This window comes from Methylomagnum ishizawai (assembly GCF_900155475.1).
GTDB classification, from domain to species: domain Bacteria; phylum Pseudomonadota; class Gammaproteobacteria; order Methylococcales; family Methylococcaceae; genus Methylomagnum; species Methylomagnum ishizawai_A.
Window position 1 is genome coordinate 135177 of sequence record NZ_FXAM01000002.1, and the last position, 25697, is coordinate 160873.

Genomic DNA, 25697 nt, shown 5'->3' on the forward strand with positions numbered 1-25697 from the left:
CTATCCCGCCATGGATGCTATTCGGCAGACCGGCCCGGATCGCCAAGCGATGATCGGTGGCTTATGTTTGGGGCTCCCGGAATACCATCGGCTTTCGAATAGCAGCATATTACCCTTTTCAATATCCGATGGATATTGGGGTTTTCTCCAGGACTGGGCAGCCGCTCTTGAACCTGGGTGGCGTCTCCGGCGGGTTCGGAATATCGCGGGGTGACTATTTTAAGGCCACAGGAGATATGCGGAATTCCCAGAGCCATCGATCCGGTCAACTTGGGTCTGGGCCAGCCCCGGCATGGAACCATCGCGGACGAAGCCAGTCTACCGCTTCAATAAAGCTAGGGAATGAAATTGGATGGATCCACCATCGGCAGGGGTTTATAAGGATATTTACCGATGTTGATATGGAGAGTCGATGATGAAAAGGATGCCCGCCCTGATTGTATTTTCCCATCTACGCTGGAATTGGGTTTAGCAACGCCAGCAACACTTATTGTCCAGTTTGGCTAAACGTTTTCCCGTGGTTTATGTCGAGGAGCCGATATTCGACCCGGACGCCTTGGAACCGCGTTGGGAATTGGCCCGGCCCCAGCCGGGGGTCATGACCGCCACTCCCGTGACCGCCATCGCAGAACCCGGCTTCAACGCCCGCCAGCGTCCCCTATTGGAAACACTATTGGCACGTCTGGTCGAGCAGGAAAAACTGGTCAACCGCTTGGTCTGGCCCTACACCCCGCTGGCCCTGCCCCTGGCCCGTGGACTCAAGCCCCTGGGCCTGATCTACGATGTGATGGACGAGGTGTCGGCCTTCAAGGGCGCTCCGCCCGGCCTGCTGGACCGCGAGGCCGAAGCCTACCGCACGGTCGATCTGGTGTTCACCGGCGGTCCCAGCCTGCATCGGGCCAAACAGGGCCGCCATCCCAATGTGCATTGTTTCCCCAGCAGCGTCGATCTGGCCCATTTCGGCCAGGCCCGCCGGTCCGGTTTGGACCATGCCGGGCAAGCCGGCAAACCCCGGCCCCGGCTGGGTTTTTTCGGGGTGATCGACGAGCGGCTCGACCTCCCTTTGCTGGATGCGCTGGTCCGCGCCCGGCCCGATTGGCAGTTGATGATGGTGGGGCCGGTGACCAAGATCAGCCCGCAGGATTTGCCCCAGGCCCCGAACCTCCATTATTTCGGCCAGCGGGCCTATGCGGAACTGCCGGCCTTTTTGGCGGGTTGGGATGTGTGCCTGTTGCCGTTCGCGCTCAACGACGCGACGCGCTATATCAGCCCCACCAAGACCCTGGAATACATGGCCGCCGAAAAGCCCGCCGATCACCGACGTGGCCGAACCCTATGGCGCTATCGTGCATCTGGGCGAGGGCATCGACGCCTTCGTCGCCGCTTGCGGCCACGCCTTGACCGCGCCGGAAACCGACACCGCCGAACGGGTCGGGGCCATGCGCAAGATGTTGCTCAACACTTCCTGGGATGCCACCGCCCGCGCCATGGCCCACGAAATCGCCAAGGTGCAGCATGGGCGCGACCGGGTGCCGCGCCCCGCTTCGCGCGACCGCGAGGGTTATCACAGTGCCGTCGTGGTCGGGGCCGGTCCCACCGGCCTCAGCGCGGCCTATCACCTGCCGGAGGCTTTGTTGCTGGAAGCCGGGGATAGCGTCGGCGGGTGGTGCCGCTCCATCGAGGAGAACGGATTCACCTTCGATTACGCCGGGCACATCATGTTTTCCAACGACGATGATGTGCAGGCGCTGTACCGCGAATTATTAGGCGACAACCTGCATTGGCAGGACCGCGAGGCTTGGATGGCTGGGAGAACGACCAGCATTGGCATAACAGTGGCCTGTGGAACGTGGCACCGGACGGGCAAGGCGGGTTGCGGCGGGTGGCCGACGCGCCGTACCTGGCCGAACTGCTGGCCGCGCAGCGCCGCCTCGCGCAAGAAGGCTGCGTTTGAAGCGGGATTTTCCGGCATCCTTGGAAACCACGGGATGCCGCGGCCGGTCCGGTGTTCCGCTCAGATTTCCACCCTCACGTTGATCTCGATGACCTGCTCCGCCGGGATTTGGAAGAAATCCGGGGCATGGGCGGCGTTCCGCAGCATGAAGGCGAACAGCTTTTCCCGCCACAAGGCCATGCCGGGGGCGGGCGTGGGCAAAGGCCGCAGGCGGCTGACGAAATAGGAGGTGTCCCCAGGGCCGGAATCGAGCAAACCGCGCCGCCGGCATTCCTCCAATATCCGGGGGACCGCGGGTAGTTCCATGAAGCCGAACCGGGCAATCACCTGGAAAAACCCCAACCCCAAATCCTGGGCCGAATAGCGGTCTGCCTCGGGCTCCCTGGGTTGGTCCGTGAACAGGACGACCAGCACGACGACTTCCTCGTGCAAGATTTTGTTATGCCGGACATTCATCAACAGCGCGTTGGGAATCCCCTCGCCCGGCGCGGCGAGGAAAACGCCCGTCCCGCGCACCCGGCCCGGCATGCCGGGCACCGTGTCGGCCATGAACCGCTCCATCGACGCCTTCTGCGGATAGAGGCGCTGGAACAAGAGGCTCCGGCCTTTACGCCAAGTGGACATCACGACGAAGGCCGCCAACCCGATGGCCAAAGGCAACCAACCGCCTTCAACGACCTTGAGCAGGTTGGCCCCGAAGAACGCTCCGTCGATCATTAAGAAGATGCCCACCAGCGGCAGCAGGAAGGCCCGGTTCCACCCCCAAGCTTGCCGGGCGACCACGTAGAACAGCACGCTGGTCATCAGCATGGTGCCAGTCACGGCGATGCCGTAGGCGGAAGCTAGGCGGCTGGAACTCTCGAAGCCCAGCACCAACACCAGGATGCCGATCAGCAGCCAAGTATTGAGACCGGGCAGGAAGATTTGCCCCCGCTCCGTCTCGGAGGTGTGGAGGATATGCATCCGGGGCAGGTAGCCCAGTTGGAACGCCTGCTGGGTCAACGAATAAGTGCCGGAGATCACCGCCTGGGAAGCGATCACTGTCGCCGCCGTCGCCAGCAGCGCCATCGGCATCCGGGCAGCCTCGGGGAACATCAGGAAAAACGGGTTGCGGGCGGCGTCGGGCACCGCCAGCACGGTCGCGCCCTGCCCGAAATAATTGAGCGCCAGCGCGGGCAGGACCAGGTAGAACCAAGCGGCCCGGATTGGCCGCGCACCGAAATGCCCCATGTCGGCATAGAGGGCTTCGGCCCCGGTCACCGCCAGCACCACCGCACCCAATACCAGCAGCGCCTCGTGCCCATGCGCCGCCAGGAATTCCAGGGCATACCAGGGATTCAAGGCGCGCAGCACCCCTGGATGTTCGGCGATCCTGAACAATCCCATGCCGCCGAGGGCCAGGAACCAAACCAGCATGACCGGCCCGAAGTAGCGCCCTACCCTGGCCGTGCCATGGCGTTGGACCGCGAACAGCCCGACCAACACCGCCAGCGTGGTCGGGATGATGTAGGGCCGGAACAGGGGCGTGGCGACCTCCAAGCCCTCGACCGCGCTCAGCACCGAGATAGCCGGGGTGATCATCCCATCACCGTAGAACAGGGCCGCGCCGGACAAACCGGCCATCACCAGCAGCCAGCGCCGCCAAGGCGGCCCTTGCAAGGACCGCTGGGCCAGGGCCAGCAGGGCCATGATCCCGCCCTCACCCTGGTTGTCGGCCCGCATGACGAAGGCGACGTACTTGAGGGCGACCACAAACAGGAGGGTCCAGAAAATCATCGACAGCACGCCGAGGACCACGGATTCGACCGGGGCGGTCCCGGCGGCGTTCAGGCATTCCCTGAGGGTATACAGCGGGCTGGTTCCAATATCGCCGAAAACCACGCCAAGGGCGGGTAGCGCGAGATGCCTGATCCAATGGCGATCCGAAGCCGGGGAGTTGTTTTTCATAACTTGCTCTTATTGGAGATTGAATATCGCGTGATGGCCGCGTCCCCGGCGATCCCGGACCAACGCCCCACCAGCCTTGCGCACTCCCGCATTTTGGCCCAGAAGTCCTCCGCCAGGCCGAACGGACCCGGAACCAGGAGTGCCCAGCGCATGGGGAGCCTATCGTAGGCCGGGGCCAGGGCGAACCGGCGGTAATTCCCGGTCAGGAAGGAGATATTACCCAGGTGCATGCCCGGATTCCCAACCAGCTTGCCGAACACACCCCAAAGTCCCAGCGTTTTCTTAACCCAGCGCCCCATCAAGGGCATTTTCGGTTTGGATGCACGTCCGGTGCCGGGTGGGCATGTACTCGTGTCCACCCACAGATCACGTGAAAATGCTCCAGCCGCCGCCACTGCCCAAGCGGGGCTGGGCAACCGGCCTCCATACACTCATCGCTGAAAATGCTCGGATGGCGACCCGCCATCGCCTATCACCGTCAAGCGATGCGGACACAAGCCCGCCATGCCTCCCGCATCCCGCATTGCAAAATCCCACAATTCAACTATGCCTATCGGAAGGCGCTAATCCGATATTTTCGATATAAGCACGTCCCATGTGATTTTTAAAAACACGGGTTTTGTGGAAGTCGCTATCACCGTGTGACGATTTCCGCGTTTGGCTCAGCGCTATTGTTAAGCGATGTTCCCACCCGATGCGTCTTTCTCTCTCAAACAAATACGAAAAATTATTAAGGAAACCACATCATGTGCAGAGCTTCCCACTTCGTCGCGGCCCTCTTGCTAACGCTGGCCGCTTGCACCCAGCCGCCCCCTGCGCGCCATCCTTCCGGCTTGTTCGATACCGGCCAACCGGCTTTGCACGCCGTCAGCGATGCCCGTTTGCGCGAGTTGATGAACCGGATGAACGGCTTGATCTTCGAGCGCTTCGTCGCCGAACCCGAGCGCGACCGCGAAACCCTGAAGGAAACCGACGAAATCGCCCGCACCGCCGCCGACCTGGGCCGGAGCATCGACGGTCTCTATGCCCGCTTGCCCGCGCTGAATTTGAACGAGAGCGAACAGGCCACCTTCCATGCCCTGGCCGACAAGCTGCGCCACCAAGCCGACCAATTGCGCCAGTTCGCGGTCGACCACCGCTTGGAAGACCTGTCCGGCCAGTTATCCCAGATCAGCGCCACCTGCACGGCTTGCCATGGCTTGTTCCGGCAGTTGGGCCGGGGAGGTCGCCATGGCTAAGGTGTTTGCCCTGGTCCTGGCCTGGGCGCTGGGCGGCTGGTCGGTCCCGGCGCGGGCGGAGGAGGACTTGCGGGCCTTGGTCGAGGGCTTGCGGACCCAGATGTCCGAACTGAAGCGGCAGGCTGAACAATCCAACGCCCGCATCGCCGATCTGGAGAAGCAACTGGCCCAGGCCAAGCCAGCACCGGCCAAGCCCGCCACGGTTCCCACCCTGGGCGCGCCGGTCGCCGCGACGGCCCCAACCACGCCATCACCCAAGCCGGACAATCCCAAGCCCCCAGTCACGGTGGGCGACGCCAAGGGCACGTTCAAGGTGCCCGGCACCGACACCTCCATCGGCATCGGCGGCTTCATCAAGCTGGACGCGATCTACAACAGCGTCAGCGACGGCTCCAACAAGCTGGGCAACCAACTCCTGGTGCCCTCGCAAATCCCCAGCGGTTCGGTCCGCGCCAACAAGAACAGCCAATTCCTGTTCAATCCCAAGGAAACCCGGCTGTGGGTGAAATCCTTCACCCCGAGCGCCTGGGGCGATATCAACACCTTCCTGGAAGTCGATTTCTACGGCTCCGCCGACACCTATACCTATACGCCGCGGCTGCGCCATGCCTATGGCACACTGGGCCATTTCCTGGCCGGCCAGACCTGGACCACCTTCCTGAATGTCCAGGTGATTCCCGACACCCTCGATTTGGGCGGGCCGGTGGGCAGCATTTTCTATCTGCGCCAGCCCATGTTGCGTTGGACCCAGCCCTTCACCCTGGCCGGGACGCCCTTGAATCTCCAGATCGCCGCCGAATCGCCGCGCAGCCGCCTGTGGGAAGCCCCGCAGAACCAGGCCGCGGCGGATGGTTACGGCTTCGTCCAGCCCGACGACGACCGCTATCCCGATATGATCGCCCGCCTCAATTTCGTACCGACCTGGGGCAATTTCTCGCTGTCGGCCATGGCCCGCCAAATCCGCAGTGCCAGCCTGCCGGGCGGGCATGTCCAGCAGGCCTGGGGCGGGGCGGTCAGCCTGGCCGGGAAGGTCCAGACCTACGATCTCGACAACCTCCGCTTCATGTTGAACTACGGCGACGTGCTGGGCCGCTACGCCTCGATCAACACCTTCGAGGACGCCGCCGTCGATGCCACCGGGCAATTGCGCCTCGTCACCACCTACAGCGGCATGGTGGCCTACCAGCATTGGTGGAACCAAACCTGGCGGACCAATGCGGCCTATGGCTTCGAGCAATCGGAACAGCCGGTGTTCGTGGCCGGGTCCATGACCCGCCAAGCCCAGTCGGTCCACGTCAACCTGTTATGGAGTCCCACCCTGCAAACCACCCTAGGACTGGAATACATCTACGCCACGCGGAACTTGATCGACGGCCAGAACGGAGATTTAAACCGTGTGCAATTTTCGACCCGCTTCGATTTTTGAAACCCGGAACCATAGGTAATCACGCCATGAAAGTCAGCCAACAATTCATCGGGGGGTTTTCCATCATCGCCTTGCTCATGGCGGGTAGCCTGGGGTTCGGCCTGGCCAGGATGAACCAAATACAGGGCCGCCTAGACCATATCACCATGAACAAGATGCCCAAGATCGAGGCCATCAACCGGATGTTGACCGCCTCCCAGGAAGAGGCCGTCGCCCTGCGCAACCTGGTGATTTCGCCCGACCCGGCCTTCGACCAGGAGATGAAGCAGCGGATCGAAGGCTTCCGCGCCCAGTACGACCAGGACGAGCAATACCTACAGCGGGAAGTGGTGACCGAACGCGGCAAGGAGTTATTGACCCAGGCGATGGGCCTGCGCAAGACCTCGCGCGACCTCAACGACGACTTGTTGACGACCGGCCTGCGCAGTTCTCCGGAACAGCTCTGGCCCCAGCTCAAATCGGCGCGGGTCGCGCACCGGCAATGGCTGGACACCCTGACCGCCTTCGACAAGCACGAGGTCGCGGAGGCCGTCGAGGCCCGCGAACAGGCCAAGGAAGCCTATGACTCCGCGATTTACGGGGTATCTTCGATGGGGACGCTGACCATAGCGCTGGCGGTCTTGGTGGGCGTCGGACTCACCCGCAACCTCCTGCGGATGCTGGGCGGGGAACCCGCGCTGGCGACCGGCGTCGCCAGCCGCATCGCCGAGGGCGACCTATCCACCGATATCGTCCTGCGCCCCGGCGATACCACCAGCCTGCTGGCCGCCATGCGCCGCATGTCCGAGACCATCCAGCGGATCATCCAGGACATGAACCGGATGTCCGCCGAGCATAACGCGGGCGAGATCGACGCCCGGTTGGAAGAGGCCCACTTCCAGGGCGCGTACCGGACCATGGCCGAGGGGGTCAACGCCATGGTGTTCGGCCATATCGCGGTGAAGAAGAAGGCCATCGCCTGTTTCAAATGCTTCGGCGAAGGCGATATGGACGCCCAGATCGAAGCCCTACCCGGCAAGCAACGGTTCATCAACGAGGCCATCGAACAGGTGCGGGCCAATATCAAAGCCTTGATCGAGGACGCCAACCTGTTATCCACGGCGGCCATCGAGGGCCGGCTCGACACCAAGGTCGATCCCGCCCGCCACCAGGGCGACTACCGGCGCATCGTCGAGGGCATGAACCGCACCCTCAGGGCCGTGGCCGGGCCGGTGGAAAACATCTGCCGCAGCATGGCCAGCGTGGCCGATGGCGATCTGACCGCCGTGGTCGAGGGCGATTACCAAGGCACGTTCAAGACCTTGCAGGACGCCATCAACGATACCCTCCGCAAGCTGTCGGCGACCCTGGCCGATGTGGACAAGGTGGCGACCGCCATGGCCACGGCTTCGGAACAGGTCAGCGCCACCTCGCAGTCGTTGGCGACGGCCTCTTCCGAGCAAGCGGCCAGCGTGGAGGAAACCTCGACCTCGATGGAGCAGATGGCCGCGTCCATCAACCAGAACAAGGACAATGCCAAGATCACCGACGCCATCGCCGAGAAAACCGCCAGCGAGGCCACCCAGGGCGGCCAGGCGGTGGGCCGCACCGTCCAGGCCATGAAGGAAATCGCCGGGAAGATCGGCATCATCGACGATATCGCCTACCAGACCAACCTCCTGGCGCTCAACGCCGCCATCGAGGCCGCGCGGGCGGGCGAGCATGGCAAGGGCTTCGCGGTGGTGGCGGCGGAGGTGAGGAAACTGGCCGAGCGGTCCCAGATCGCGGCCCAGGAAATCGGCTGCTTGGCCGAGTCCAGCGTGGAGTTGGCGGAACGGGCCGGCCAATTACTCGACCAGATCGTGCCTTCGATCCAGAAGACCGCCACCCTGGTCCAGGACATCACCGCCGGTTCCGAGGAACAGGCGCTCGGTGCCCAGCAGATCGCCCAGGCCATGAACCAGTTCAGCAAGATCACCCAGCAGAACGCCTCGGCTTCGGAGGAGCTTTCCGCCACTTCCGAGGAAATGCACAGCCAGGCCATGGCGTTGCAAACGGCCTTGCGCTTCTTCACGGTGGCGGATGGCGAGGATCGGGTGCCGCCGCCTCCCCACAAGGAGCCGGTCCGGCGGGTCAAGGCCCGACCGGTCGCCCGCAGGCTGGAAGTGGACGACACCATGTTCCAGGGGGAATTCACCCGGTTCTAGCGCATTTCCGGTTTGGGTGTACGCTCAGCCGTAGGTTGGGGATGTCCCCATGGACGGAGCGGGCCGGTGGGCGGCATAATCCGGCCCGGAGCTTAAATGCGAATTACGCGCTTTGAAGGCATGAACTCAACAGGAACATGGCGGCGGCAAGGCGGGCGAAGACGTGGACGAGCAATCCCCGGAACGAGCGCACCTTGCTGGCGCATTCGATGCTGGTTTTTTCCTGTATCCAGTTGAAGAGCGACTCGACGGGCTGGCGGACGCGGGAAACGGCGGTGGAATAGAGGCGGTCGGCGGAGTCCAGGCGCTCCTGACCCTTTTCCTTCTTGACCGGGGTCAGGACCGTGAATGGAAGGTTGGGGTTCCGGGTGAGATATTCGTAGGCCTTGTCGGAGTACAACTCCCGGTAGGCAAGCACGGGCGCGATGGTTTCCAGGGCCGGGGCGTCGTTCATCCCGGCGGGCGTGACCCCGATATAGCGCGGCAGCGGCAGGGTGCCGGGCCGGTAATCGCCGACGACATGGATTTTCAGCCCGTGGTAGTAAAGCTTCTTGGTGGGGCAGTAGCCGCTGTTCGCCAACTCCTGCCGGGCGACCTTGGCCTTGAACCGTCGGCTCTGCTGGGCCAGGATCACCGGCTGGGAATCGACGAGGCCGACGCGGGTCGGGGACGGGCCTTCGGGGCACAACCGTTCCAGCAGCGCGGGGAACACTTCCGCCAAGCGGTTCAGGCGCCGCACATAGGCACCGTAGCAAGGCAGGCGCGGGAACCAATCCGCCCAGTAGTCGCGGGCGTGGCCGTGGATCGTCTGGATTTCCCGCTTCTTATCCAGGATGCCCGCCAGGTAGATCGTGACGACCTCCTCGTCGGTGAAGCCCAGGTCGGCGTGGGGAGCAAAGCGCTGGGCGTGAATCCAAAGGCCTTGCGCGAAGTGCTCGCAGACAGACAGGTAGAGGGTGATAAGCCGGGTTTGCCAATCCATGTTTGGGGAACCAATGGGTCGGGGACATCCCCGGCGAGACTACCCCAGATCGGCTCATCACTCCTCGGTTAGCTCGTAATTCGCATTTAAGGCTAACGTGCCGGACCCGCCGGTGGTTCCCTCCCGGCGAACCCATCCACATGCCATAGGGCAGTCACATCGAAATGAATGGCAACCATGAGCAATAAGGTATTCTTCATTATCCTCGGCCTATTATTGAACCTGCCCGGTCCTGCCAGGGCGGAATCCGACATGCAAATCCAAGAAAAAGCGCTCAAAGCCCGCGAAATGAACCGTGCCGGTGCCATGGACCATTCGGTCCACGCTGGTTCCGCGCCGACGGCGGGCAAATTCCGGGGGGTGTTCTATGGCTATTTGCCCTGCCAGGAGGAAGACTGCAACGGCCTGAAAATGACGCTATCCCTGAATCCCAAGAATAATTATCTCCTGGTCACCCAACCCGCCAAGCTACTGAACCGGGAATCCTTCGAAAAAGGGAAGTACGAATGGGACGAGGGCAAGGGCATCGTCGTGCTGACCCCCAACAAGGACGCCCCCCAGCGGCGGCTCGCCATCCAGAACGAATCCACCCTGCGCTATCTGGCCACCGACGGCGGACCCCTGCCAGGCGACCAGGATCAATATCTCCTGCAAAGGAGCGACAAGGCGGGCAACCGGGAGATGCATATCCACTGACCTTTCCATCCCGCCCGGCGGGATTCGCGGTTCACCGGGCCCATGGGCGGATGGGGCGCTACACTTCAAGGAAACCCATCCCTCCATCCACCGGAAAACTCCCATGACCCACAATCCAGACCTCCCCCTCAACACCGTGGCATCCTGGACCCCGCACAGTTGGTGCGCAGCCTTGATCCGCGTCACCGCGCCGGCTCCCGGTCGGCAAGACGCGCCCATGGACGGGCAACTCAGCTATTGGATCGGATTCCTCTGGCATCCCAGCACGCCCCGGCTGCCCTTCGCCTGGCCCGATAAATATTTCCTGACCCGAACCCCCATGGCCTATCTGGCGGGCGAACTTGGACCCGCCCCCGTCTACCTGCTCAAGGACGACGAATACGAGGGTGCGCCCTTGCTCTCCATCCCCTTGATCCGGGCCAACCTGCCGCCCTGGCTGCACCGGGCCATCGAATCGCGCCGCCACCAATTGCGGCGGGCGCACCGCAACCGGATTTGGGAACTGTATGACGAATCCCCCGGCAACGCCTTCATGGCGGATGTGCGCCGCTGGGTCGCCGAGGCCTTGGAAACCCGCGCCGGCGACCTGGACTTCAGCGATCCGGCCCTGGAATAGCGGCCCGCTAACCGGCGGTGGATATGGTGTAGACGCCGTAGGCCAAGCCCAGCCAGGCCAACATCTTGACGATGGGCAGGCCGAACAGGACCAGCAGGCAAATCACCACCAGGCTCAGGCCGCTCCAGGTGCTTTTTTCCCGCAGCCGGTTCCAGAGCCAGGGAAAGGCGGTGGCGAAATCATGGGGATTCTGGGTGGTATTCTGTGGCATCTTCCCTCTCCTGGGATTCCGGGCGGGGCGCCCGGCGCGGTCCATCGCGATGACGTTCCCTTGCCGGGGAACAGGGCGGTCGGCCTTTGCGGCCAAGTGGGGGGCACCGGACCCGGACGCGGCGGCCCCGGACGGAAACCCCGGAGCCGCGCCCATCCGGACGGGCCATGATCCATAGACGGCGGACGGCTGGGATTTATCCCGGCCCCGGCCCATCCCGAAGCAATCAGGCGGCCAGCGCGTCCAGGTATCGCTGGACGCCGGTCGGTTTCTTGATCGAAGCGGCCAGCGTGTCCAGATATTGTTGGACGCCGGTCGGACCCTGGCGGGGAGCGGGGCGGGCCACCTGCCGCTGGGAAGACAGATAGCGGTCCACCCCGGTCGGCGGCTGGGGCCGGTTGCGGCGGTTGAAATCGTCCCGTTCCACCTTGACCAGGTATTTCGCCACGCCGGTGGCCGGGGCCGGTTCCGCCGCCAACCGCTCCAGATAGGCCTCGACCTTGGTCAGGCCGGAGGTGGCCTGGAAGGCCGGGGCCGGCGCTGGGAGGACCGGGTTCTTCTGGGCCGGGGGGGTGGCGTTGAAAAGCCTGTGCAGTAATCCGCTCATTATGGGTGTTCCTCTCTCGGTAGTTGTGAAAAGGCGGGGGGATTGTGCGGCATCCAGATGGACACGTCCAGAATCACCGCGCGGCGGGCTGGCCGAACCGGGCAAAAATCCGTCCCTCCCGGTACCGGCGACGGGTTTCCGCCGGACCGGACCCGTATTGGAGGACCAGAAGGGATTGATGATCGCCCGGCTGTCGCCCCCGATCCGACCCCTTGGCCTACACTACATCGAATAGCCCGCCCCACCACCGGACCCCCCGAACCACCGCCATGCCCAGTCGCATCCTGATCGTCGAGGACGAAACCGCCATCGCCGACACCCTCGTCTACGCCGTTTCCACCGATGGTTTCCTGCCCGTCTGGTGCGCGACCGGGGCGGCGGCCCTGGCCGAAATCGACCGCGCAGCCCCGGACCTCATCGTGCTGGACGTGGGCTTGCCCGATATCAACGGCTTCGAATTGTTCCGGCTGATCGCGGCCCGCTGCCCGGCCCCGGTGATCTTCCTCACCGCCCGCTCCGCCGAGGTGGACCGCATCGTGGGGCTGGAATTGGGGGCCGACGACTACATCTCCAAGCCGTTCAGCCCCCGCGAATTGACCGCCCGCATCCGCGCCGTGCTGCGCCGCGCCCGGAACGGCACCCCCCCGCTTTCCACCCCCGCCGCGCCGCCGTTCGAGGTGGACGAGGAAAAATTGCGCATCCGCTATTTCGGCCTGGCGCTGAATTTGACCCGCTACGAATTCCGGCTGTTGCGCCTGCTGGTCCAAAGACCGGGCCGGGTCTATTCCCGCGACGAGTTGCTGGGCCGGGCCTGGGACGAACCCGAGGCCAGCTACGACCGCACCGTGGACGCCCACATCAAGACCCTACGCGCCAAGCTCAAGGCCATCCGCCCCGATATCGAAGCCATCGAAACCCACCGCGGCAGCGGCTACGCCCTCAAGGAACATTGGTGAGCGCCAGGGGCCGGATATTCCTCGGCCTAGCGTTGGTGTTCCTGTTGGGGCTGGGCTGGTCCGTGCTGCGCATCATCGAGGACTTGGAACACCGCTACCGGGAATCCGCCGAGGAACTGCTGGTGGACACCGCCCAGTTGGTCGCCGCCCTGGCCGCCATCGACATCCGGGAAGGCCGCATCCAAACCGACCGCTTGCGACTGGCTATTCCCAGTTTGCGGCTACAGCGTTTCGAGGCGCGAATCTTCGAGGCGGTGAAGCGCGATGTGAACCTGCGCATCTATCTCACCGACGCGGCGGGCATCGTGGTCTACGATTCGCAAGGGCTGCACGAGGGCGAGGATTTCAAGCATTGGCGCGATGTGCGGCTGACCCTGCAAGGCCAATACGGTGCCAGGACCAGCCGGGATGTCCCGGAGGACGCCGCGTCCTCGGTGATGTACGTCGCCGCGCCGGTGGTCTGGAACGGGGCCATCGTCGGCGTGGCCAGCGTCGGCAAGCCGACTTCCAGCTACCTGCCCTTCATCGAGGCGGCCCGCCGCGACATCCTGGCGGGCGGTGCCAGCGCGGGGCTGGCGGTGGTGTTGTCGGGGATGGCGGTGGCGATCTGGATGGTGCGGCCTTTCGGGCTGGTGACGGAATACCTGCGGCTGTTCCGCAACCGCGAACGGACCGGGCTGCCGCGGCTGGGCCGCAGCGCCCTGGGGATGCTCGGCGCGGCCTACGACGAAATGCGCGACGCCTTGGCCGGCCGCGACTACGTGGGGGAATATGTGCAGGCGCTGACCCACGAACTCAAAAGCCCGTTATCCGCCATCCGCGGCGCGGCGGAAATCCTCGCGGAAGACCCGCCGCCGGAGCGGCGCGCCCGCTTCCTCGCCAACATCCAGGCGGAAAGCGCCCGCATCCAAAACCTGGTGGAACGCCTGTTGGAACTGGCCGGTTTGGAGAAGCGCCGCCGCCTAGCCGAACTGGCCCGGATAGAATTGGCCCCCTTGATCCACGACACCCTGGATTCGCTGGCTCCCATCGCCGCCGGTCGCCGTGTGGGTTTCCGCCATGATTTGCCGGACGCCCGCCCGGTGAATGGCGACCGCTTCCTGTTGCAGCGGGCGCTCGCCAACCTGCTGCAAAACGCCGTGGAGTTCTCGCCCGAGGCTGGCGTCGTGGAGGTTTCCATCCAGGGTTCCCAGCGGCACTACGAAATCCACATCCGCGACCAGGGTCCGGGCGTCCCGGATTTCGCGGAGAAGCGGGTGTTCGAGCGGTTTTATTCGCTGCCCCGTCCCGCCACGGGCCGCAAAAGCACGGGGCTGGGCCTCAGCTTCGTCCGGGAAATCGCCGACCTCCACCACGGCGCGGTGGAATTGCGCAACCACCCCGACGGCGGGGCGCTGGCGGTTTTGAAGCTGCCCCGCGCCCGTTAACCTGCCCCCACATTTCACAGCCACTTCACAAATCTCCCCGCCGGGTTCATACGCGCCTCACCCATGGGACCGATGCTGATTCCGCGCATAACATCGGCGGGGCTTGGTCCCGCCGCCTTTTCCCCCGTCGCGGAGAACCCTCATGAACCGCCCACGCTTTTGGCTAGGCCGCCTGCTCTTGGCTTGTTGGATACCGCTGGCCTTCGGCCTCCAAGCCGAAGAAACCGGAACCGCCGCCGATCACACTTTGGCCCCTTATTTCTTCGTCCACAGCGACGATCCCAACCTGGACCGCTTGCCGCTCAAATCCACCGAGGTCGAGGCCACCGTGTCCGGGGTCATCGCCGAGGTGGTGGTGCGGCAAACCTACCGCAACGAGGGCACCCGGCCCCTCGAAGCGCAATACGTCTTTCCCGGCTCGACGCGGGCGGCGGTGCATGGCCTGACCCTGCATGTCGGTGAGCGCGTCATCGAGGCCCAGGTGCGCGAAAAACTCCGGGCCAAGGCCGAATACACCGAGGCCAAGGCGCAGGGCAAAAGCGCGGCCCTGCTGGAACAGCACCGCCCCAATGTGTTCCAGATGCACGTCGCCAACATCCTGCCGGGCGATGATATCCGGGTGGAACTGCGCTACACGGAACTGCTGGTCCCGACCGAAGGTACTTATCAGTTCGTCTATCCCACCGTGGTGGGGCCGCGCTATTCCAACCAACCCGCAGCCACCGCGCCCGCTTCGGAACGCTGGATCGCCAACCCCTATCTACACGCGGGGCAGGAACCCACCAGCGCCTTCAACCTCAAGCTGGCGCTGAATTCCGGCATTCCTTTGCAGGATGTCAACTCGCCCTCCCATCCGGTCGAAGTGAAGTTCGAGGGGGCGCGGCGGGCCGTGGTCGCGCTGTCCGCCACGGGCCGCAACCCAGGCGACCGCGATTTCATCCTGAACTACCGGCTGGCCGGGCAAGGTATCGAAAGCGGCGTGCTGCTCTACCGGGGCGAGCAGGAAAATTTCTTCCTCGCCATGCTGGAACCGCCGGAAGCCGTCCGCCCGGAACAGATTCCGGCCCGCGAATATATCTTCGTGGTGGACGTGTCCGGCTCCATGCACGGCTTTCCGCTGGATACCGCCAAGACCTTGCTGCGCGATCTGATCGGACGGCTCAAACCCGACGACAGCTTCAACGTGCTGCTGTTTTCCGGCAACAGCCTGCTGCTGTCGGAACATTCCCTGCCCGCCGATCCGGCCAATCTCCAAAGGGCCGTGGACCTGATCGACACCCAGCAAGGCGGCGGCGGCACCGAATTGTTGCCCGCGCTAAAGCAAGCCCTGGCGTTGCCCGCCGACGCACAACGCGCCCGTAGCCTGGTGGTGGTCACCGACGGCTATGTGTCGGTGGAAACCGAGACCTTCGATCTGATCCGCCAAAACCTCGACCGGGCCAATCTGTTCGCCTTCGGCATCGGCTCCTCGGTCAACCGCTTCCTGATCGAAGGCATGGCCAAGGCGGGCCTGGGCGAACCCTTCGTCATCACCGGGCCGGAACACGCCGCCGCCGAGGCCGAGCGCTTCCGCCGCTATATCGAAGCGCCGGTGCTGACCCATGTCGGCTATGAATTCGACGGCTTCGACGCCTACGACATCCAGCCCGTCGCCCTGCCGGATGTGTTCGCCCGGCGACCCGTGATCCTGTTCGGCAAATGGAAGGGCGAAGCCACTGGCACGCTCACCCTGACCGGCACCGCCGGAAGCGGCCCTTTCCGGCGCAGCTTCGACCTGGGCCGGATCGAAGCGCGACCCGACAACGCCGCCCTGCGCTATCTATGGGCGCGGAGCCGATTGGCCGACCTCTCGGATTATCAGCGGATGGGTGCGGATTCCGAGCGCAAGCGCGAAATCGCCACGCTGGGCCTCACCTATAACCTGCTGACTTCGGAAACCTCCTTCATTGCCGTGGACCCAGTGGTGCGCAACGCCGATCCGGGAGCAACGCCCACCGTCGCCCAGCCCTTGCCGATGCCCGCCGGGGTCGGCGATTTGGCGGTCGGCGGCACCGTGCCCACCAGCCCGGAACCGGAAACCTGGCTGCTGTTCGCCACCGCCAGCGCGGTGTTGGGCTGGGCCAAGCGGAGGGCGGCGCGTCATGGCTAAACCCCTCTGTCATCCCGATGGTGTCCCCGACGAATGGATCGCGGATTTCCTGGCCCGGCTCAAGGAGTTGCTGCGCCATTCCCGGACGCTGTTGGCCTTGCAAATCCTGGCGCTATGGCCGGTGTGGCGCTGGTATGCGGCGCGGCTACAGGATGGTTCTGACGAGCCTTTGGGGCCGCTGGCCTTGGGATTGGCGCTATGGCTAGTGTTCGGGCGGCGGCATAGCTTCCGCGCCGAACCCAGCCCCGCGCCCTTGTTGGCGGCGGCGCTGCTAACGCTGGCGCAAGCGCTGGCCGTGGACCTGCCGCCGCTGGCGCGGGGCTTGTTGGGCATGACCGCGCTGGGATGCTATTTGGCGGCGTATCTACCCCGGCCCGCCACCGCCGCACCGCTGTGGGCTTTGCTGGCTTTGTCCTTGCCGCTGGTGGCGTCCTTGCAGTTCTATGCGGGTTATCCGCTACGGCTGTTCGCCGCCGAGGGCGCGGCGCTGCTACTACGCGCCGGGGGCTGGCCGGTGCTGGCCGAAGGCGCGGGCTTGCGGGCGGGCGGGCAATTAGTGCTGGTCGATGCGCCGTGCAGCGGCATTCATATGCTGTGGGTGGGCTGGGTGATGGCGGGCGCGGCGTCGGCCATGACCCAAGCCGGGCCGGGACGGTTGGCGCTGAATTCGGTGTTAGCGCTGCTGTTGGTATTGGGCGGGAACCTGCTGCGCAACGCCGCCCTGTTCATCAAGGAAACCAGTCCAGAGCCCTGGCCGGACTGGACCCACGACGCCATCGGCGTGGCGCTGTTCGCCCTGGTGCTGGGGCCGGTGGCGCTGGTGGGGTTTTATCGGACCCAAGGCGGGGCGGGCGTGGATGCTTTGCCGGGCAACGGCACGCTTCCCTCGGGCCATTCGGCACTCGCCCCCGGCATCGCCGCCGTGCTATTCCTGACCGCCGCGGCCTGGGGCGGGTTGGACCACACCGCCACCCTGCCCAGCGCCCAACAGCCGGACCTGGCATGGCCGACCCGCTGGCAGGGACGGGCATTGACCCGCCTGCCGTTGTCCCCCGACGAAACCCGCTGGCTGCGGGATTTTCCCGGCAGCGTCGCCCGCTTCAACGACGGCGGGCGGGAAGTGCTGATCCGCCGCGTGGAACGACCCACCCGGATGCTGCATCCCGCCGCCGATTGCTTCCGGGGCTTGGGCTACAGCGTCACCCGCCCGGAAATCCGCGAGGCTGGGGGCGAGCGCTGGAGTTGCTTCACCGTCCGCAAGGATGGCCTGGGCCGGGAGGTCTGCGAGCGCATCCACGACGGGCGGGGCGGGGCTTGGACCGATACTTCGGCTTGGTATTGGAGCGCCTTATGGCACCACGACCGGGGACCGTGGTGGGCGTGGACCGTGGTGGGATTGACCGACGGATAAAGGGAACCACCGGCTTTGCCGCCATGGGCCGATGTCCCATCGACCCTGGCGATGCCCACCCCCATTACGGATTGATGCGGGCCGACAGCGCGTGTTCGCCATAGGCCACGTGGCTGTCCAGTCCATGGATTTCGCAATAACCACCGTGCGCCAGGCGGTCGGCGCGGAAGCGGTCGATGAACTCCATCACCGTATGGTCGATCAGGTAGGCGTCAGACAGGTCGAAAACCACGGTCTTGCCAGGTGGCAAGTCCGCCAACTCGCTCTTGAGGGAAAGGAAGTTGGAAAAAATCGCCGACCCCGCCACCCGGATGACACAGGTGCCGGGGGCGGGATGTTCCACCCGGTAGGAAATCGCCAGCAGGTTGCGCAGTGGCACACCCCGCCCGAGATGAAACAGCAGTTTGGCGGCGACGCCGATCACGACCCCCGCCAATAGATTGGTGGCGAGCACGCCCACGAGGGTAATCACGAACAAAGCCAGCTGCTCCCGGCCCAGATCGAGGGTCCGGGCGAAACCGGCGGGCGAGGCCAGCCGGAACCCGGTATAGACCAAGAGCGTGGCCAGGGAAGCCAGGGGGATAGTGTCGATCAAGCCGGGCAGGGCCACCACGAACAGCAGCAGGAACACCCCGTGGAAAAAATTGGACCAGCCGGTCCGGGCGCCGTGATCGATATTGGCGGAACTGCGGACGATTTCGGCGATCATCGGCAAGCCGCCGATCCAGCCCGCCAGCGTGTTCCCGACCCCCACCGCCAGCAAATCCCGGTTCAGGTTGGAAGAGCGTTTTTCGGGATCGAGCTTGTCCACCGCCGCCGCGCTGAGCAAGGTTTCCAAGCTGCCCACCAGGGTGATGGCCACCACGCTTTCCCAAAAGGCGGGGGTGGAAATCTTGGAGAAATCGGGAAAATACAGGCTGGCGGAGAGGCTGGCGGGAATCGACACCAGGAAATCCGGGCCGAGGATCACATCCTTGGGCGCGATGAAATCGCCCCCCGGCACCAAGTGGCCCAAACCGAATATCCGGCCCAGGACCATGCCAGAAACGATGACCAGGAGCGGGGCCGGGATTTTATTGAACGGGGAGCTGCGCAGCAGGGGCCAGCCGATCAGAATCGCCCAGGCCACCAACGAGACCAGGGCGGCTTGCGGCACCAAGAAGGCCAAGGCGTGGGGCAACTGGGCGATATTGGATAACACCCCGCCCCCGGCGATCTTGACACCCACCATCACCGGAATCTGCTTGACCATGATGATGACGCCGATGGCCGCCAACATGCCGTGTACCACCGAGGCGGGAAAGACCGCCGCCCAGCGCCCCGCCTTGAAATAGCCCAACAGCGCTTGCAGCACGCCGGACACCACGATGACCGCCAGGGTATGGCGGTATCCGGCCAGGGCGTCGCCTTGCCCCAGGGATTGCACCGCCGCGAGGATCACCACGATCAAACCGGCGGCGGGGCCGGTGATGGTGACATGGGAACCGTTGATGCGGGATACCAGCAAGCCGCCGATGATGGCGGACAGGATGCCCGCCATGGGCGGGAACCCGGAGGCCACGGCCACCCCCAGGCAGAGCGGCAAGGCGATGAGAAAAACCAGGAAACCGGCGGCGATATCCTGGCGCCAATGGGCCTTGAGTCCGCCCAGGCCCATAGGCCGACCGGGATTCCGTGCTGAAGGGTTTGTCATTGTTTCTCCAAGTGGGATCGAAGCATTGTGTTGATCGGGTGGCCTTGCCCATTCCAGCACGGTAGCGGGCCGGTCGGCAATCAATTCGGTCGAAGCAGGCGGGCCGTGCCCGGCAAGCCCTGGCGGGATTTGGCCAACGATCTGGGGAAGCGGCCATCCTCGAACAGCGGCTTCCGGGAGCCAGGCCATGACCGTAAAGGCCGGGAAGTGGCCGTTCGCGAATTTATGTAGGCAGGAGCGCGGTCACGGGGATGCGCGACCGCTTTGCGTCCAATCGGCGTTCGTCCTTGCCAATCCGGGTGTCGGGGGGGAATTCCCCAAGGGCACGGTCCTTATCCGCGCCAGTGAGGCGGCCAGGTGGCGTCGAGATACGGCAGGGCTTCCATCCGCGCCCGCCAGTCCGCCAACGCCGGGGGAATCGCCCCCGCCAGGTCCAGGTCCGGGCGGCGGGTTCCCAGCCGGACCCAAAGGGCGGTCAGGGGATATACCGCGTAATCGGCAAGGGTCGGTGGATCGCCCAGGAACAACGGCCCCCGTAGCGATTCCGCCAGCAGCGCCATCTTCTTACCCGCGATGGCGCGGGCCTTGACCAGCACCGCCTCGTCGGGCGGGCCGTCGCGGCGCAGTATCAGTTGCTCGAACACCTGGCGGATCGGCGGATAGAGGAAACCTTCGGCCTCCGCCGCCAACCGCCGCCCGACGGCCCGCAGCCGCGGATCGGTGGGCCAGAGCGGCGGGCCGGACTCCGGGAACGCCTCTTCCAGGTATTCCACAATGGCGGAAGACTCGTACAGCACGAAGCCATCGTGAACGATGGCGGGCACCTTACCGTGGGGGTTGATGGCCCGGTAGGCGGGTGTTTTCAGGTCGCCGGCATCGACGCTCATCAGGCGGAGCGTATAGGGAATGCGCTTGTGTTCCAGCGCCAGCCAGACTTTCCAGGCAAAGGGCGAACCGGACAGGTAATAGAACTCCAGGGACATGGCGGTATTCCTCGTGATCAAGTCCAGGCCAACGGGCGGAAAGGTAAACCATCCAGCGGCCGATGGGAATCTGGGCGGGAAATTCAAGCGCGGGCCAGGACCGCTCCCCCGGTCTGAGGCAGGGGATCAACCCCGCGCCAAGCCAGGCCAACACCCCGGCCAGGGCGAACACCGGGAGACAATCCCCGGATAGCGCCCGCAGATGACTCGCGCCATAGGCAGCCAATTTTGGCGGTTCTACGTGAATCTTCGATCATCCAAGCTCGATGCATCGTCAAATATGCGTGTACAAGCGCTGCTTTGCGCTTGGGAAGTCCGACAGATTCCTAGCCCGGCAGCGGGCCGGGCGGGTACCCGGCGTCTCATACAACCGCATGGACGGCCCCGCCGATTGCGTCGCCGCTGGCTGGCCGTTCCGCGCTATCCGTCCCCCACGGCAATTCCGGGAAACATTCGGCTTGGAGACGGCGGCAATAGTCCACCAGATGGGTCCTGGTCAGGGCATGGTCCTTGAGCGGTGATTCGATGGGGCACCCCAGCGTGTTGACCAAGATGCCATAGGCGGAGGCGTCCAGGCTGCAAGGCCGGTCCCCCATGAAATAAGGCTTGTCGGCGAGGAATTCGGCCAGCGCGTCGATATCTTCCCGGCCCAGTGCGAACGCGGCTTCCTCCGACAGCCTACCGAGTCCGTGGCCGAGCAATTGCCCCTTGATCCGGCGGCGATAATAGAACGCGCCCAGGTCACGGACGACCGGCGGCAGCCAGCCAAAAATCGCCTGCCGGTTCACCCGCCAGTTGCGCTCCGAATAATCCCAACGGGTCAGCATGCCCACCCAATAGAGGTGTTCTTCCAACAACCGCTGTAGGGCCACGGCAATCCCCTTCTGCCCAGGCGACAGCCAATTGTCGAGCGGGTCCCCGTAGGTGGTTTTCAGATGCTCGACGATCAGCCGGGAGTCGCCGATCTTCCTGTCCCCATCCACGATGAACGGCAGTTTGCCCAAGGGGGCTTGGAACGGAATGGCGGTTTCGGTGCGGTAGGGGAGTTGGGCGAGGCGTAGATAGGTTTCGATCTTGACGCAGAACTGGCTCGGGTTGGGGATTCCCCAGAAACGGGGAAATTGATACAGCACGATCATGGAGTTCCTCGGGATGGCGCGATGTTATAGTTACTTTCATTTTAAAAGCGACCACACGTTAGAGAGGTCGCTTGCATATTGCAAGTAACTTTTTCCAAGAACCCAATTTATATGAACGAGAACGATGACATGCCGGCTTACGGGCGTTCCCCGTGCCCGGTGGCGAATGTGCTGGACCTGTTCGGCGACAAATGGACCTTGCTGGTCGTCCGCGACCTGATGCTGGGCAAGGCCCGCTACGGCGAGTTTGCCCAATCCCCGGAAGGCATCCCGACAAACATCCTGGCCGACCGCCTGAAGAGACTGGAGCAAGCCGCCGTGGTGGAGAGGAAGGCGTATTGCGAGAAGCCGCTGCGATACGAGTACGGACTGACCACCAAGGGCCGGGAACTGCTGCCGATCCTGGAGGCCATGGCCGATTGGGCCAAAAAGCACGTGCCGGGCTCGACGGTATTCCCGCGCTGGCAACGGTCGGGGTGAACCCCATGTACAGCCAGCGCCGATCCAAATCTTCTTTTGGGCACCCGGCGAGGGAAAGATATTTCGGTGCCAGATTCGAAAATGGCCGAGTATTCCACAGCGGGCGCGAAGGTCCGGTGACTTCCAGCCACGGGCGAATCCCCGGAACTTGTTCATCGTTCAATCGGCAGCCGACGACACCGCGATTGAACCCGACCCTTTTGGCCCGCCTAGGGTAGGCCGCGATCCGCCAAGGCCGGAGAGGGTTTTTCCTGCCGCAGGCTCAAAATCAACCCCGTGCCAAGCCAGGCCAACACCCCGGCCAGGGCGAACACCGGGAGATAATCCCCGGACAGCGCCCGCAGATAACTCGCGCCATAGGCGGCGAGGGCGGCCCCGGCCTGATGCGCGAAGAATATCCAACCGAACACCACGCCGACGTTGCGCCGCCCGAAACCATCCGCCGCCAGGGCCGAGGTCGCGGGCACGGTGGACAGCCAGTTCAGCCCGTACACCACGGAGAAAACCAGCAGTTCCCCGGTGGAATCCACGAACGGCAGCGCCAGCAAGGACGCGCCGCGCAAGAGATAATACCCGGCCAGCGGCCAACGCGCCCCGAAGCGGTCGCAAATCCAGCCCGAACCGACGGTCCCGAAAATATCCGCCGCGCCCATCACGCCCAACGAGGCCGCCAGGGTCATCTCGGAGAAACCATGCTCGACGCCATGGGCGATCAAATGGGTTTGGAACAGCCCCGAGGTGGTCAGGCCGCAGATGCCGAAGCTCAAGGCCAGCAGCCAGAACAACGGACTGCGCAAAGCCACCCGCATCGGGTGGGGGTCGGGGCGTTGGGGCGGGATGGCGGAACCGCTGGCACCGTAGGGCTGGAGCCCCAGGGTCTCCGGGTCGTCGCGCAGGAAAATCAGCGCCAAGGGCCACACCACCACGCCCAAAACCACCGCCACGAACAGCGTCGCCGCCCGCCAGCCCTGCTCCAAGGTCAAGCGCATCAGGAACGGCGTGAAAATCAACTGCCCCGCCGACATGGCCGCGCCCAAAATACCCAGGGCCAGCCCGCGCCGGGCCACGAACCAGCGGTTCGCCACCGCCGCGCCCAGAATCATCGACGGCCCGCCCGAGCCCAGCCCCACCACCACACCCCACAGCAGGATCATCTGCCAGGATTCCCGCATCCACAGGGTTCCGGCGGTGCCCAGGGCGATCAAACCCAAGGTCCACAGGGCGATGCGGCGTGGCCCGTACAAGTCCATCAGCCGCCCCAGGAAAGGACCGGCCAGCCCGAACAACAACATGTTGACCGACACCGCCAGGGTGATGGTCTCCCGGCTCCAGCCGAATTCGCGCTCCAGGGACACCAGGATGAGGCCCGGCACCGAGCGCACCACCGCCGCCGCCAAAAGGATGACGAAGCACACCGCGAGAATGATCCAAGCGCGGTGTGGGCCGGTGTGGGGTTTCCGCGCGGACGGCGGGGGCGTTCCCCGCCGTCCGCCCGCCCCGCGCTTGCGATTACGGCGCATCCTCGATCCGGTCCAGCAGTTCGGTGATGCGGGCCACCTGCTGCAACAAGATGCCGCCCACGCCCAGGGCGAACCACACCCCGACCACGAAGCCCCAATGGATCGGTGCGGCGAAGAACTCCTCGCGGAACCAGAAGGTGTGGCCCCATTCGTTGAAGCCGACGCTGACGAAGATCATGAAGGGACCGAATACCGCCAAGGTCAGCGGCAGCGAAATTTCCCGCGCGTACAGGGGCAACCGGGTGCGGGCGTAGAGCCAGGCCGAACCGCCGAGGATGATGTAGAGCGGGAAATTGAAGTAGAACTCGACGATGTGATTGGCGGTGAAGGGCGTATCCCGCAGCACCACCTGATGCCAGGAATTGTCCTGCTCGGCGAAATAGCTACCGGCCCAATACACGGCGAAGGTGTAGACGCTGATCCACATGGTCAGGGTGAAATAGCGGCGGATTTCCTCCTTGGGTTCCAGCGTGTCCAGGTTGCGGTCGCGGGTAGTCCACAGATAGCCCCAGATACCGGCCATCGTGGCGGTGATCGCGGCCAGTTCCAAGTAGAACAGCCGCATCCAATAGGTCTCGTACTCGGGCAGGGTGGAATCGAGACCCGTGGTCACGGCAAAGGCACCTTGGTAGACCCTGAGGCCCATGTAGATCGTCGTCAGGACACCGAATGCGCCCAGGTATGTGTAGACATCCCTGAGATACCAAGGGGGCTGATGCGCTGTGGCCACGGTGGCCACGGGATGATCGTGCGTGTTGATAGCCATGATGTTTCCTATGGGTGGGGGTGGAACAGGACGGGATTGAAGGAACGCCCGTCCGGCGGATCAATTGAAGCTCGGGATCACCGCCGCCGAGACGCTGGCGATGCTACGCCGGCCGTCCGCGTCGAAGAAGAACAGCAGGCCACCGAGGCGGCTGTCGGCATCGCGGATCAAGCCGTCGAGCTTCTCGGTTTCCCAACCGGAGTCGGTGGCGGTGATGCGCACCTGGCGGGTTTCGCCGGGCGCTATGGGCGCGGGGTCGTCGATCCGCAAACCTTCCGAAGCCACCAAGCCATCGGGGCCGGCTGGCAGCGGCCCGGCCACCAGGGGATCGAGGAAACGCAGATTGGCGGTGGTGAACTCGCCGACCCGGATCGGCTTCCCGGTGTGGTTGTCGATGCGCGCGATCAACACCATGGCCCGGTCGGACACCCGGTATTCCACCCGCTCCAGCCTGACCCGGACATCGCCGTTGTTGACCTCGGGCGGCAAGGGGTCGATGCGGTCCAAGGCGGCCTGCAAGGGGATCGTATCGGGATAGCGGCTCTGCGCCATGGCATTGGCCCCCAGCACCACCACCGGCACCGCCACCAGGATCGCCTTGGCGAGGGTCTTGTCCAAGGGCGTGATCAAGGCTTCCTCCCGGCCCGCCAACAGCATTTTGTGGCGGGGCAGGAACAAGGGCCGGCGCACCCACCACAGCAGCCAGGCCAGCCCGGCGGCGATCCATAGCGCATGCCAGAACACGCCGTTGGCGAGTCCATAGCTCTCCATGTCGATGGTTGCGCCATTCAGGGCCGTCACCCGGTTATCGAAAGCGGCGGCGTCACCACCCACCTCGATCCATTGCCCCGGACCCTGTACCGGCCCCGCATCCCTCAGGTTCATAAATGGATGGATGTGGTAGCGCCCCGGCAACCGCGCCTTGAGCATGACCTTGAATTCGTAGTCGCCGCCGGGCTTGAGCGATACCGAATTGAGCCAGGGCTGGCCGTTCAGGGTGCGTTCGGTGCGGATGAACACCGGGCCGGGTGAGGACATATTGAGGAAGGCGGCTTCCGGCTTGGGCACGCCGACCGGCCAATCGTCGGCCACATGGAAGCGCCCGGTCACAGCCACTTCGTCGTTGACCTGCATTTCCGGCTTCGACCAGGCCACATCGTAGAACTGGATGGTGCGGGTGCGGATGAAAGGCTCCAGCGCCTTCTCGCCATGGGCGGAGACGGTCGGCGACCCCGCCGCCAAGCCCACCAGGGCCAATGCCGGAACGATCCAGCGCCGCATCAGTGTCTTGAGCATCATGGGTTCCTCCT

At 64.5% G+C, this 25697-nt stretch carries 23 protein-coding genes and 1 pseudogene; 13 read left to right on the top strand and 11 right to left on the bottom strand.

All coding sequences use genetic code 11. The annotated features are described in order from the left end of the window. Window positions 1-499: 499 nt before the first annotated feature. The 3 genes and pseudogenes from B9N93_RS25785 (at window position 500) to B9N93_RS25790 (ending at window position 1954) form a co-directional block, all read left to right on the top strand. Window positions 500-1654: a glycosyltransferase family protein gene (locus tag B9N93_RS25785; RefSeq protein WP_176225380.1), complete on the top strand. Its 1155-nt coding sequence runs from the start codon at window positions 500-502 to the stop codon at window positions 1652-1654. After that, window positions 1635-1703: pseudogene (locus B9N93_RS26925) on the top strand (hypothetical protein); the annotation flags it as partial. The gene B9N93_RS25785 and the pseudogene B9N93_RS26925, both read left to right, overlap by 20 nt. Window positions 1704-1780: 77 nt before the next feature. Then, window positions 1781-1954 (top strand): hypothetical protein, encoded by a 174-nt coding sequence (locus B9N93_RS25790; protein WP_176225381.1) that lies wholly within the window; start codon window positions 1781-1783, stop codon window positions 1952-1954. Window positions 1955-2014: 60 nt separating this feature from the next. On the opposite strand, the gene B9N93_RS21345 is transcribed toward B9N93_RS25790, so the two are convergent. Both B9N93_RS21345 and B9N93_RS21350 read right to left on the bottom strand, forming a co-directional pair. Continuing rightward, on the bottom strand, window positions 2015-3901 hold the full coding sequence (locus B9N93_RS21345; protein WP_085216448.1) for a potassium transporter Kup: 1887 nt from the start codon (window positions 3899-3901) through the stop codon (window positions 2015-2017). Continuing rightward, window positions 3898-4131: a hypothetical protein gene (locus B9N93_RS21350; RefSeq protein ID WP_125469154.1), complete on the bottom strand. Its 234-nt coding sequence runs from the start codon at window positions 4129-4131 to the stop codon at window positions 3898-3900. Before B9N93_RS21350 ends, B9N93_RS21345 begins: the two co-directional genes overlap by 4 nt. A gap of 516 nt (window positions 4132-4647) precedes the next feature. On the opposite strand from B9N93_RS21350, the gene B9N93_RS21355 reads away from it, so the two are divergent. From B9N93_RS21355 to B9N93_RS21365, 3 genes are read left to right on the top strand one after another with little or no spacing between them, the layout of a single operon-like run. Further along, window positions 4648-5139 carry a cytochrome c gene (locus B9N93_RS21355; protein ID WP_085216450.1) on the top strand — a complete coding sequence of 164 codons (492 nt, stop codon included), beginning with the start codon at window positions 4648-4650 and terminating at the stop codon, window positions 5137-5139. Further along, window positions 5132-6565: a DcaP family trimeric outer membrane transporter gene (locus tag B9N93_RS21360; RefSeq protein WP_085216451.1), complete on the top strand. Its 1434-nt coding sequence runs from the start codon at window positions 5132-5134 to the stop codon at window positions 6563-6565. Before B9N93_RS21355 ends, B9N93_RS21360 begins: the two co-directional genes overlap by 8 nt. Window positions 6566-6591: 26 nt before the next feature. Further along, complete coding sequence (locus B9N93_RS21365; protein WP_085216452.1) at window positions 6592-8751, top strand: methyl-accepting chemotaxis protein; 2160 nt, start codon at window positions 6592-6594, stop codon at window positions 8749-8751. Window positions 8752-8854: 103 nt separating this feature from the next. Here the strand turns inward: B9N93_RS21365 and B9N93_RS21370 are convergent, their stop codons facing one another. Further along, window positions 8855-9733: a transposase gene (locus tag B9N93_RS21370; RefSeq protein ID WP_085216453.1), complete on the bottom strand. Its 879-nt coding sequence runs from the start codon at window positions 9731-9733 to the stop codon at window positions 8855-8857. 177 nt (window positions 9734-9910) lie between these two features. Between B9N93_RS21370 and B9N93_RS21375 the strand changes: the two genes are divergently transcribed. Both B9N93_RS21375 and B9N93_RS21380 read left to right on the top strand, forming a co-directional pair. Then, window positions 9911-10429: a copper resistance protein NlpE gene (locus B9N93_RS21375; RefSeq protein ID WP_254899500.1), complete on the top strand. Its 519-nt coding sequence runs from the start codon at window positions 9911-9913 to the stop codon at window positions 10427-10429. Window positions 10430-10532: 103 nt separating this feature from the next. After that, window positions 10533-11045: a hypothetical protein gene (locus tag B9N93_RS21380; protein ID WP_085216455.1), complete on the top strand. Its 513-nt coding sequence runs from the start codon at window positions 10533-10535 to the stop codon at window positions 11043-11045. Between the two features lie 7 nt (window positions 11046-11052). Here the strand turns inward: B9N93_RS21380 and B9N93_RS21385 are convergent, their stop codons facing one another. Both B9N93_RS21385 and B9N93_RS21390 read right to left on the bottom strand, forming a co-directional pair. After that, complete coding sequence (locus B9N93_RS21385; protein ID WP_085216456.1) at window positions 11053-11256, bottom strand: hypothetical protein; 204 nt, start codon at window positions 11254-11256, stop codon at window positions 11053-11055. A 226-nt stretch (window positions 11257-11482) separates the two neighbouring features. Further along, window positions 11483-11863 (bottom strand): hypothetical protein, encoded by a 381-nt coding sequence (locus B9N93_RS21390; RefSeq protein ID WP_085216457.1) that lies wholly within the window; start codon window positions 11861-11863, stop codon window positions 11483-11485. Window positions 11864-12132: 269 nt separating this feature from the next. Here B9N93_RS21390 and creB point away from each other — a divergent pair, with 269 nt between their 5' ends. The 4 genes from creB (at window position 12133) to B9N93_RS21410 (ending at window position 17806) form a co-directional block, all read left to right on the top strand. Then, window positions 12133-12819 (top strand): two-component system response regulator CreB, encoded by a 687-nt coding sequence (gene creB, locus B9N93_RS21395; RefSeq protein ID WP_085216458.1) that lies wholly within the window; start codon window positions 12133-12135, stop codon window positions 12817-12819. Then, window positions 12816-14246 (top strand): two-component system sensor histidine kinase CreC, encoded by a 1431-nt coding sequence (gene creC / locus B9N93_RS21400; RefSeq protein WP_085216459.1) that lies wholly within the window; start codon window positions 12816-12818, stop codon window positions 14244-14246. The genes creB and creC overlap by 4 nt, the downstream gene beginning before the upstream one ends. Before the next feature lie 142 nt (window positions 14247-14388). Beyond that, window positions 14389-16395 carry a VIT domain-containing protein gene (locus B9N93_RS21405; RefSeq protein ID WP_085216460.1) on the top strand — a complete coding sequence of 669 codons (2007 nt, stop codon included), beginning with the start codon at window positions 14389-14391 and terminating at the stop codon, window positions 16393-16395. Further along, on the top strand, window positions 16388-17806 hold the full coding sequence (locus B9N93_RS21410) for an archaeosortase/exosortase family protein (protein ID WP_085216461.1): 1419 nt from the start codon (window positions 16388-16390) through the stop codon (window positions 17804-17806). The genes B9N93_RS21405 and B9N93_RS21410 overlap by 8 nt, the downstream gene beginning before the upstream one ends. Before the next feature lie 64 nt (window positions 17807-17870). Here the strand turns inward: B9N93_RS21410 and B9N93_RS21415 are convergent, their stop codons facing one another. From B9N93_RS21415 to B9N93_RS21425, 3 genes are all read right to left on the bottom strand, one after another. Next, window positions 17871-19499 (bottom strand): SulP family inorganic anion transporter, encoded by a 1629-nt coding sequence (locus tag B9N93_RS21415; RefSeq protein ID WP_125469156.1) that lies wholly within the window; start codon window positions 19497-19499, stop codon window positions 17871-17873. A 332-nt stretch (window positions 19500-19831) separates the two neighbouring features. Beyond that, window positions 19832-20482 carry a glutathione S-transferase family protein gene (locus B9N93_RS21420; RefSeq protein WP_085216463.1) on the bottom strand — a complete coding sequence of 217 codons (651 nt, stop codon included), beginning with the start codon at window positions 20480-20482 and terminating at the stop codon, window positions 19832-19834. A 362-nt stretch (window positions 20483-20844) separates the two neighbouring features. Beyond that, window positions 20845-21621, bottom strand: a complete 777-nt coding sequence (locus B9N93_RS21425) for a glutathione S-transferase family protein (RefSeq protein WP_085216464.1) — start codon at window positions 21619-21621, stop codon at window positions 20845-20847. Window positions 21622-21732: 111 nt separating this feature from the next. On the opposite strand from B9N93_RS21425, the gene B9N93_RS21430 reads away from it, so the two are divergent. Next, complete coding sequence (locus B9N93_RS21430) at window positions 21733-22101, top strand: winged helix-turn-helix transcriptional regulator (protein ID WP_085216465.1); 369 nt, start codon at window positions 21733-21735, stop codon at window positions 22099-22101. 209 nt (window positions 22102-22310) lie between these two features. Here the strand turns inward: B9N93_RS21430 and B9N93_RS21435 are convergent, their stop codons facing one another. From B9N93_RS21435 to amoB, 3 genes are read right to left on the bottom strand one after another with little or no spacing between them, the layout of a single operon-like run. Beyond that, entirely contained in the window at window positions 22311-23621 is a 1311-nt protein-coding gene (locus B9N93_RS21435; protein WP_085216466.1) for an MFS transporter, read from the bottom strand. Next, complete coding sequence (gene amoC, locus B9N93_RS21440) at window positions 23611-24387, bottom strand: bacterial ammonia monooxygenase, subunit AmoC (RefSeq protein ID WP_085216467.1); 777 nt, start codon at window positions 24385-24387, stop codon at window positions 23611-23613. The genes B9N93_RS21435 and amoC overlap by 11 nt, the downstream gene beginning before the upstream one ends. 60 nt (window positions 24388-24447) lie before the next feature. Further along, on the bottom strand, window positions 24448-25686 hold the full coding sequence (gene amoB / locus B9N93_RS21445) for a bacterial ammonia monooxygenase, subunit AmoB (RefSeq protein ID WP_254899501.1): 1239 nt from the start codon (window positions 25684-25686) through the stop codon (window positions 24448-24450). Window positions 25687-25697 lie beyond the last annotated feature (11 nt).

Excerpts from the sequence above, each read along its gene's own strand:
- B9N93_RS21345 (WP_085216448.1), bottom strand. The coding sequence starts at position 3,901 with ATGAAAAACAACTCCCCGGCTTCGGATCGCCATTGGATCAGGCATCTC.
- B9N93_RS21350 (WP_125469154.1), bottom strand. The coding sequence starts at position 4,131 with ATGCACCTGGGTAATATCTCCTTCCTGACCGGGAATTACCGCCGGTTC.
- B9N93_RS21355 (WP_085216450.1), top strand. The coding sequence starts at position 4,648 with ATGTGCAGAGCTTCCCACTTCGTCGCGGCCCTCTTGCTAACGCTGGCC.
- B9N93_RS21360 (WP_085216451.1), top strand. The coding sequence starts at position 5,132 with ATGGCTAAGGTGTTTGCCCTGGTCCTGGCCTGGGCGCTGGGCGGCTGG.
- B9N93_RS21365 (WP_085216452.1), top strand. The coding sequence starts at position 6,592 with ATGAAAGTCAGCCAACAATTCATCGGGGGGTTTTCCATCATCGCCTTG.
- B9N93_RS21370 (WP_085216453.1), bottom strand. The coding sequence starts at position 9,733 with ATGGATTGGCAAACCCGGCTTATCACCCTCTACCTGTCTGTCTGCGAG.
- B9N93_RS21375 (WP_254899500.1), top strand. The coding sequence starts at position 9,911 with ATGAGCAATAAGGTATTCTTCATTATCCTCGGCCTATTATTGAACCTG.
- B9N93_RS21380 (WP_085216455.1), top strand. The coding sequence starts at position 10,533 with ATGACCCACAATCCAGACCTCCCCCTCAACACCGTGGCATCCTGGACC.
- B9N93_RS21385 (WP_085216456.1), bottom strand. The coding sequence starts at position 11,256 with ATGCCACAGAATACCACCCAGAATCCCCATGATTTCGCCACCGCCTTT.
- B9N93_RS21390 (WP_085216457.1), bottom strand. The coding sequence starts at position 11,863 with ATGAGCGGATTACTGCACAGGCTTTTCAACGCCACCCCCCCGGCCCAG.
- creB (WP_085216458.1), top strand. The coding sequence starts at position 12,133 with ATGCCCAGTCGCATCCTGATCGTCGAGGACGAAACCGCCATCGCCGAC.
- B9N93_RS21405 (WP_085216460.1), top strand. The coding sequence starts at position 14,389 with ATGAACCGCCCACGCTTTTGGCTAGGCCGCCTGCTCTTGGCTTGTTGG.
- B9N93_RS21410 (WP_085216461.1), top strand. The coding sequence starts at position 16,388 with ATGGCTAAACCCCTCTGTCATCCCGATGGTGTCCCCGACGAATGGATC.
- B9N93_RS21415 (WP_125469156.1), bottom strand. The coding sequence starts at position 19,499 with ATGACAAACCCTTCAGCACGGAATCCCGGTCGGCCTATGGGCCTGGGC.
- B9N93_RS21420 (WP_085216463.1), bottom strand. The coding sequence starts at position 20,482 with ATGTCCCTGGAGTTCTATTACCTGTCCGGTTCGCCCTTTGCCTGGAAA.
- B9N93_RS21425 (WP_085216464.1), bottom strand. The coding sequence starts at position 21,621 with ATGATCGTGCTGTATCAATTTCCCCGTTTCTGGGGAATCCCCAACCCG.
- B9N93_RS21430 (WP_085216465.1), top strand. The coding sequence starts at position 21,733 with ATGAACGAGAACGATGACATGCCGGCTTACGGGCGTTCCCCGTGCCCG.
- B9N93_RS21435 (WP_085216466.1), bottom strand. The coding sequence starts at position 23,621 with ATGCGCCGTAATCGCAAGCGCGGGGCGGGCGGACGGCGGGGAACGCCC.
- amoC (WP_085216467.1), bottom strand. The coding sequence starts at position 24,387 with ATGGCTATCAACACGCACGATCATCCCGTGGCCACCGTGGCCACAGCG.
- amoB (WP_254899501.1), bottom strand. The coding sequence starts at position 25,686 with ATGATGCTCAAGACACTGATGCGGCGCTGGATCGTTCCGGCATTGGCC.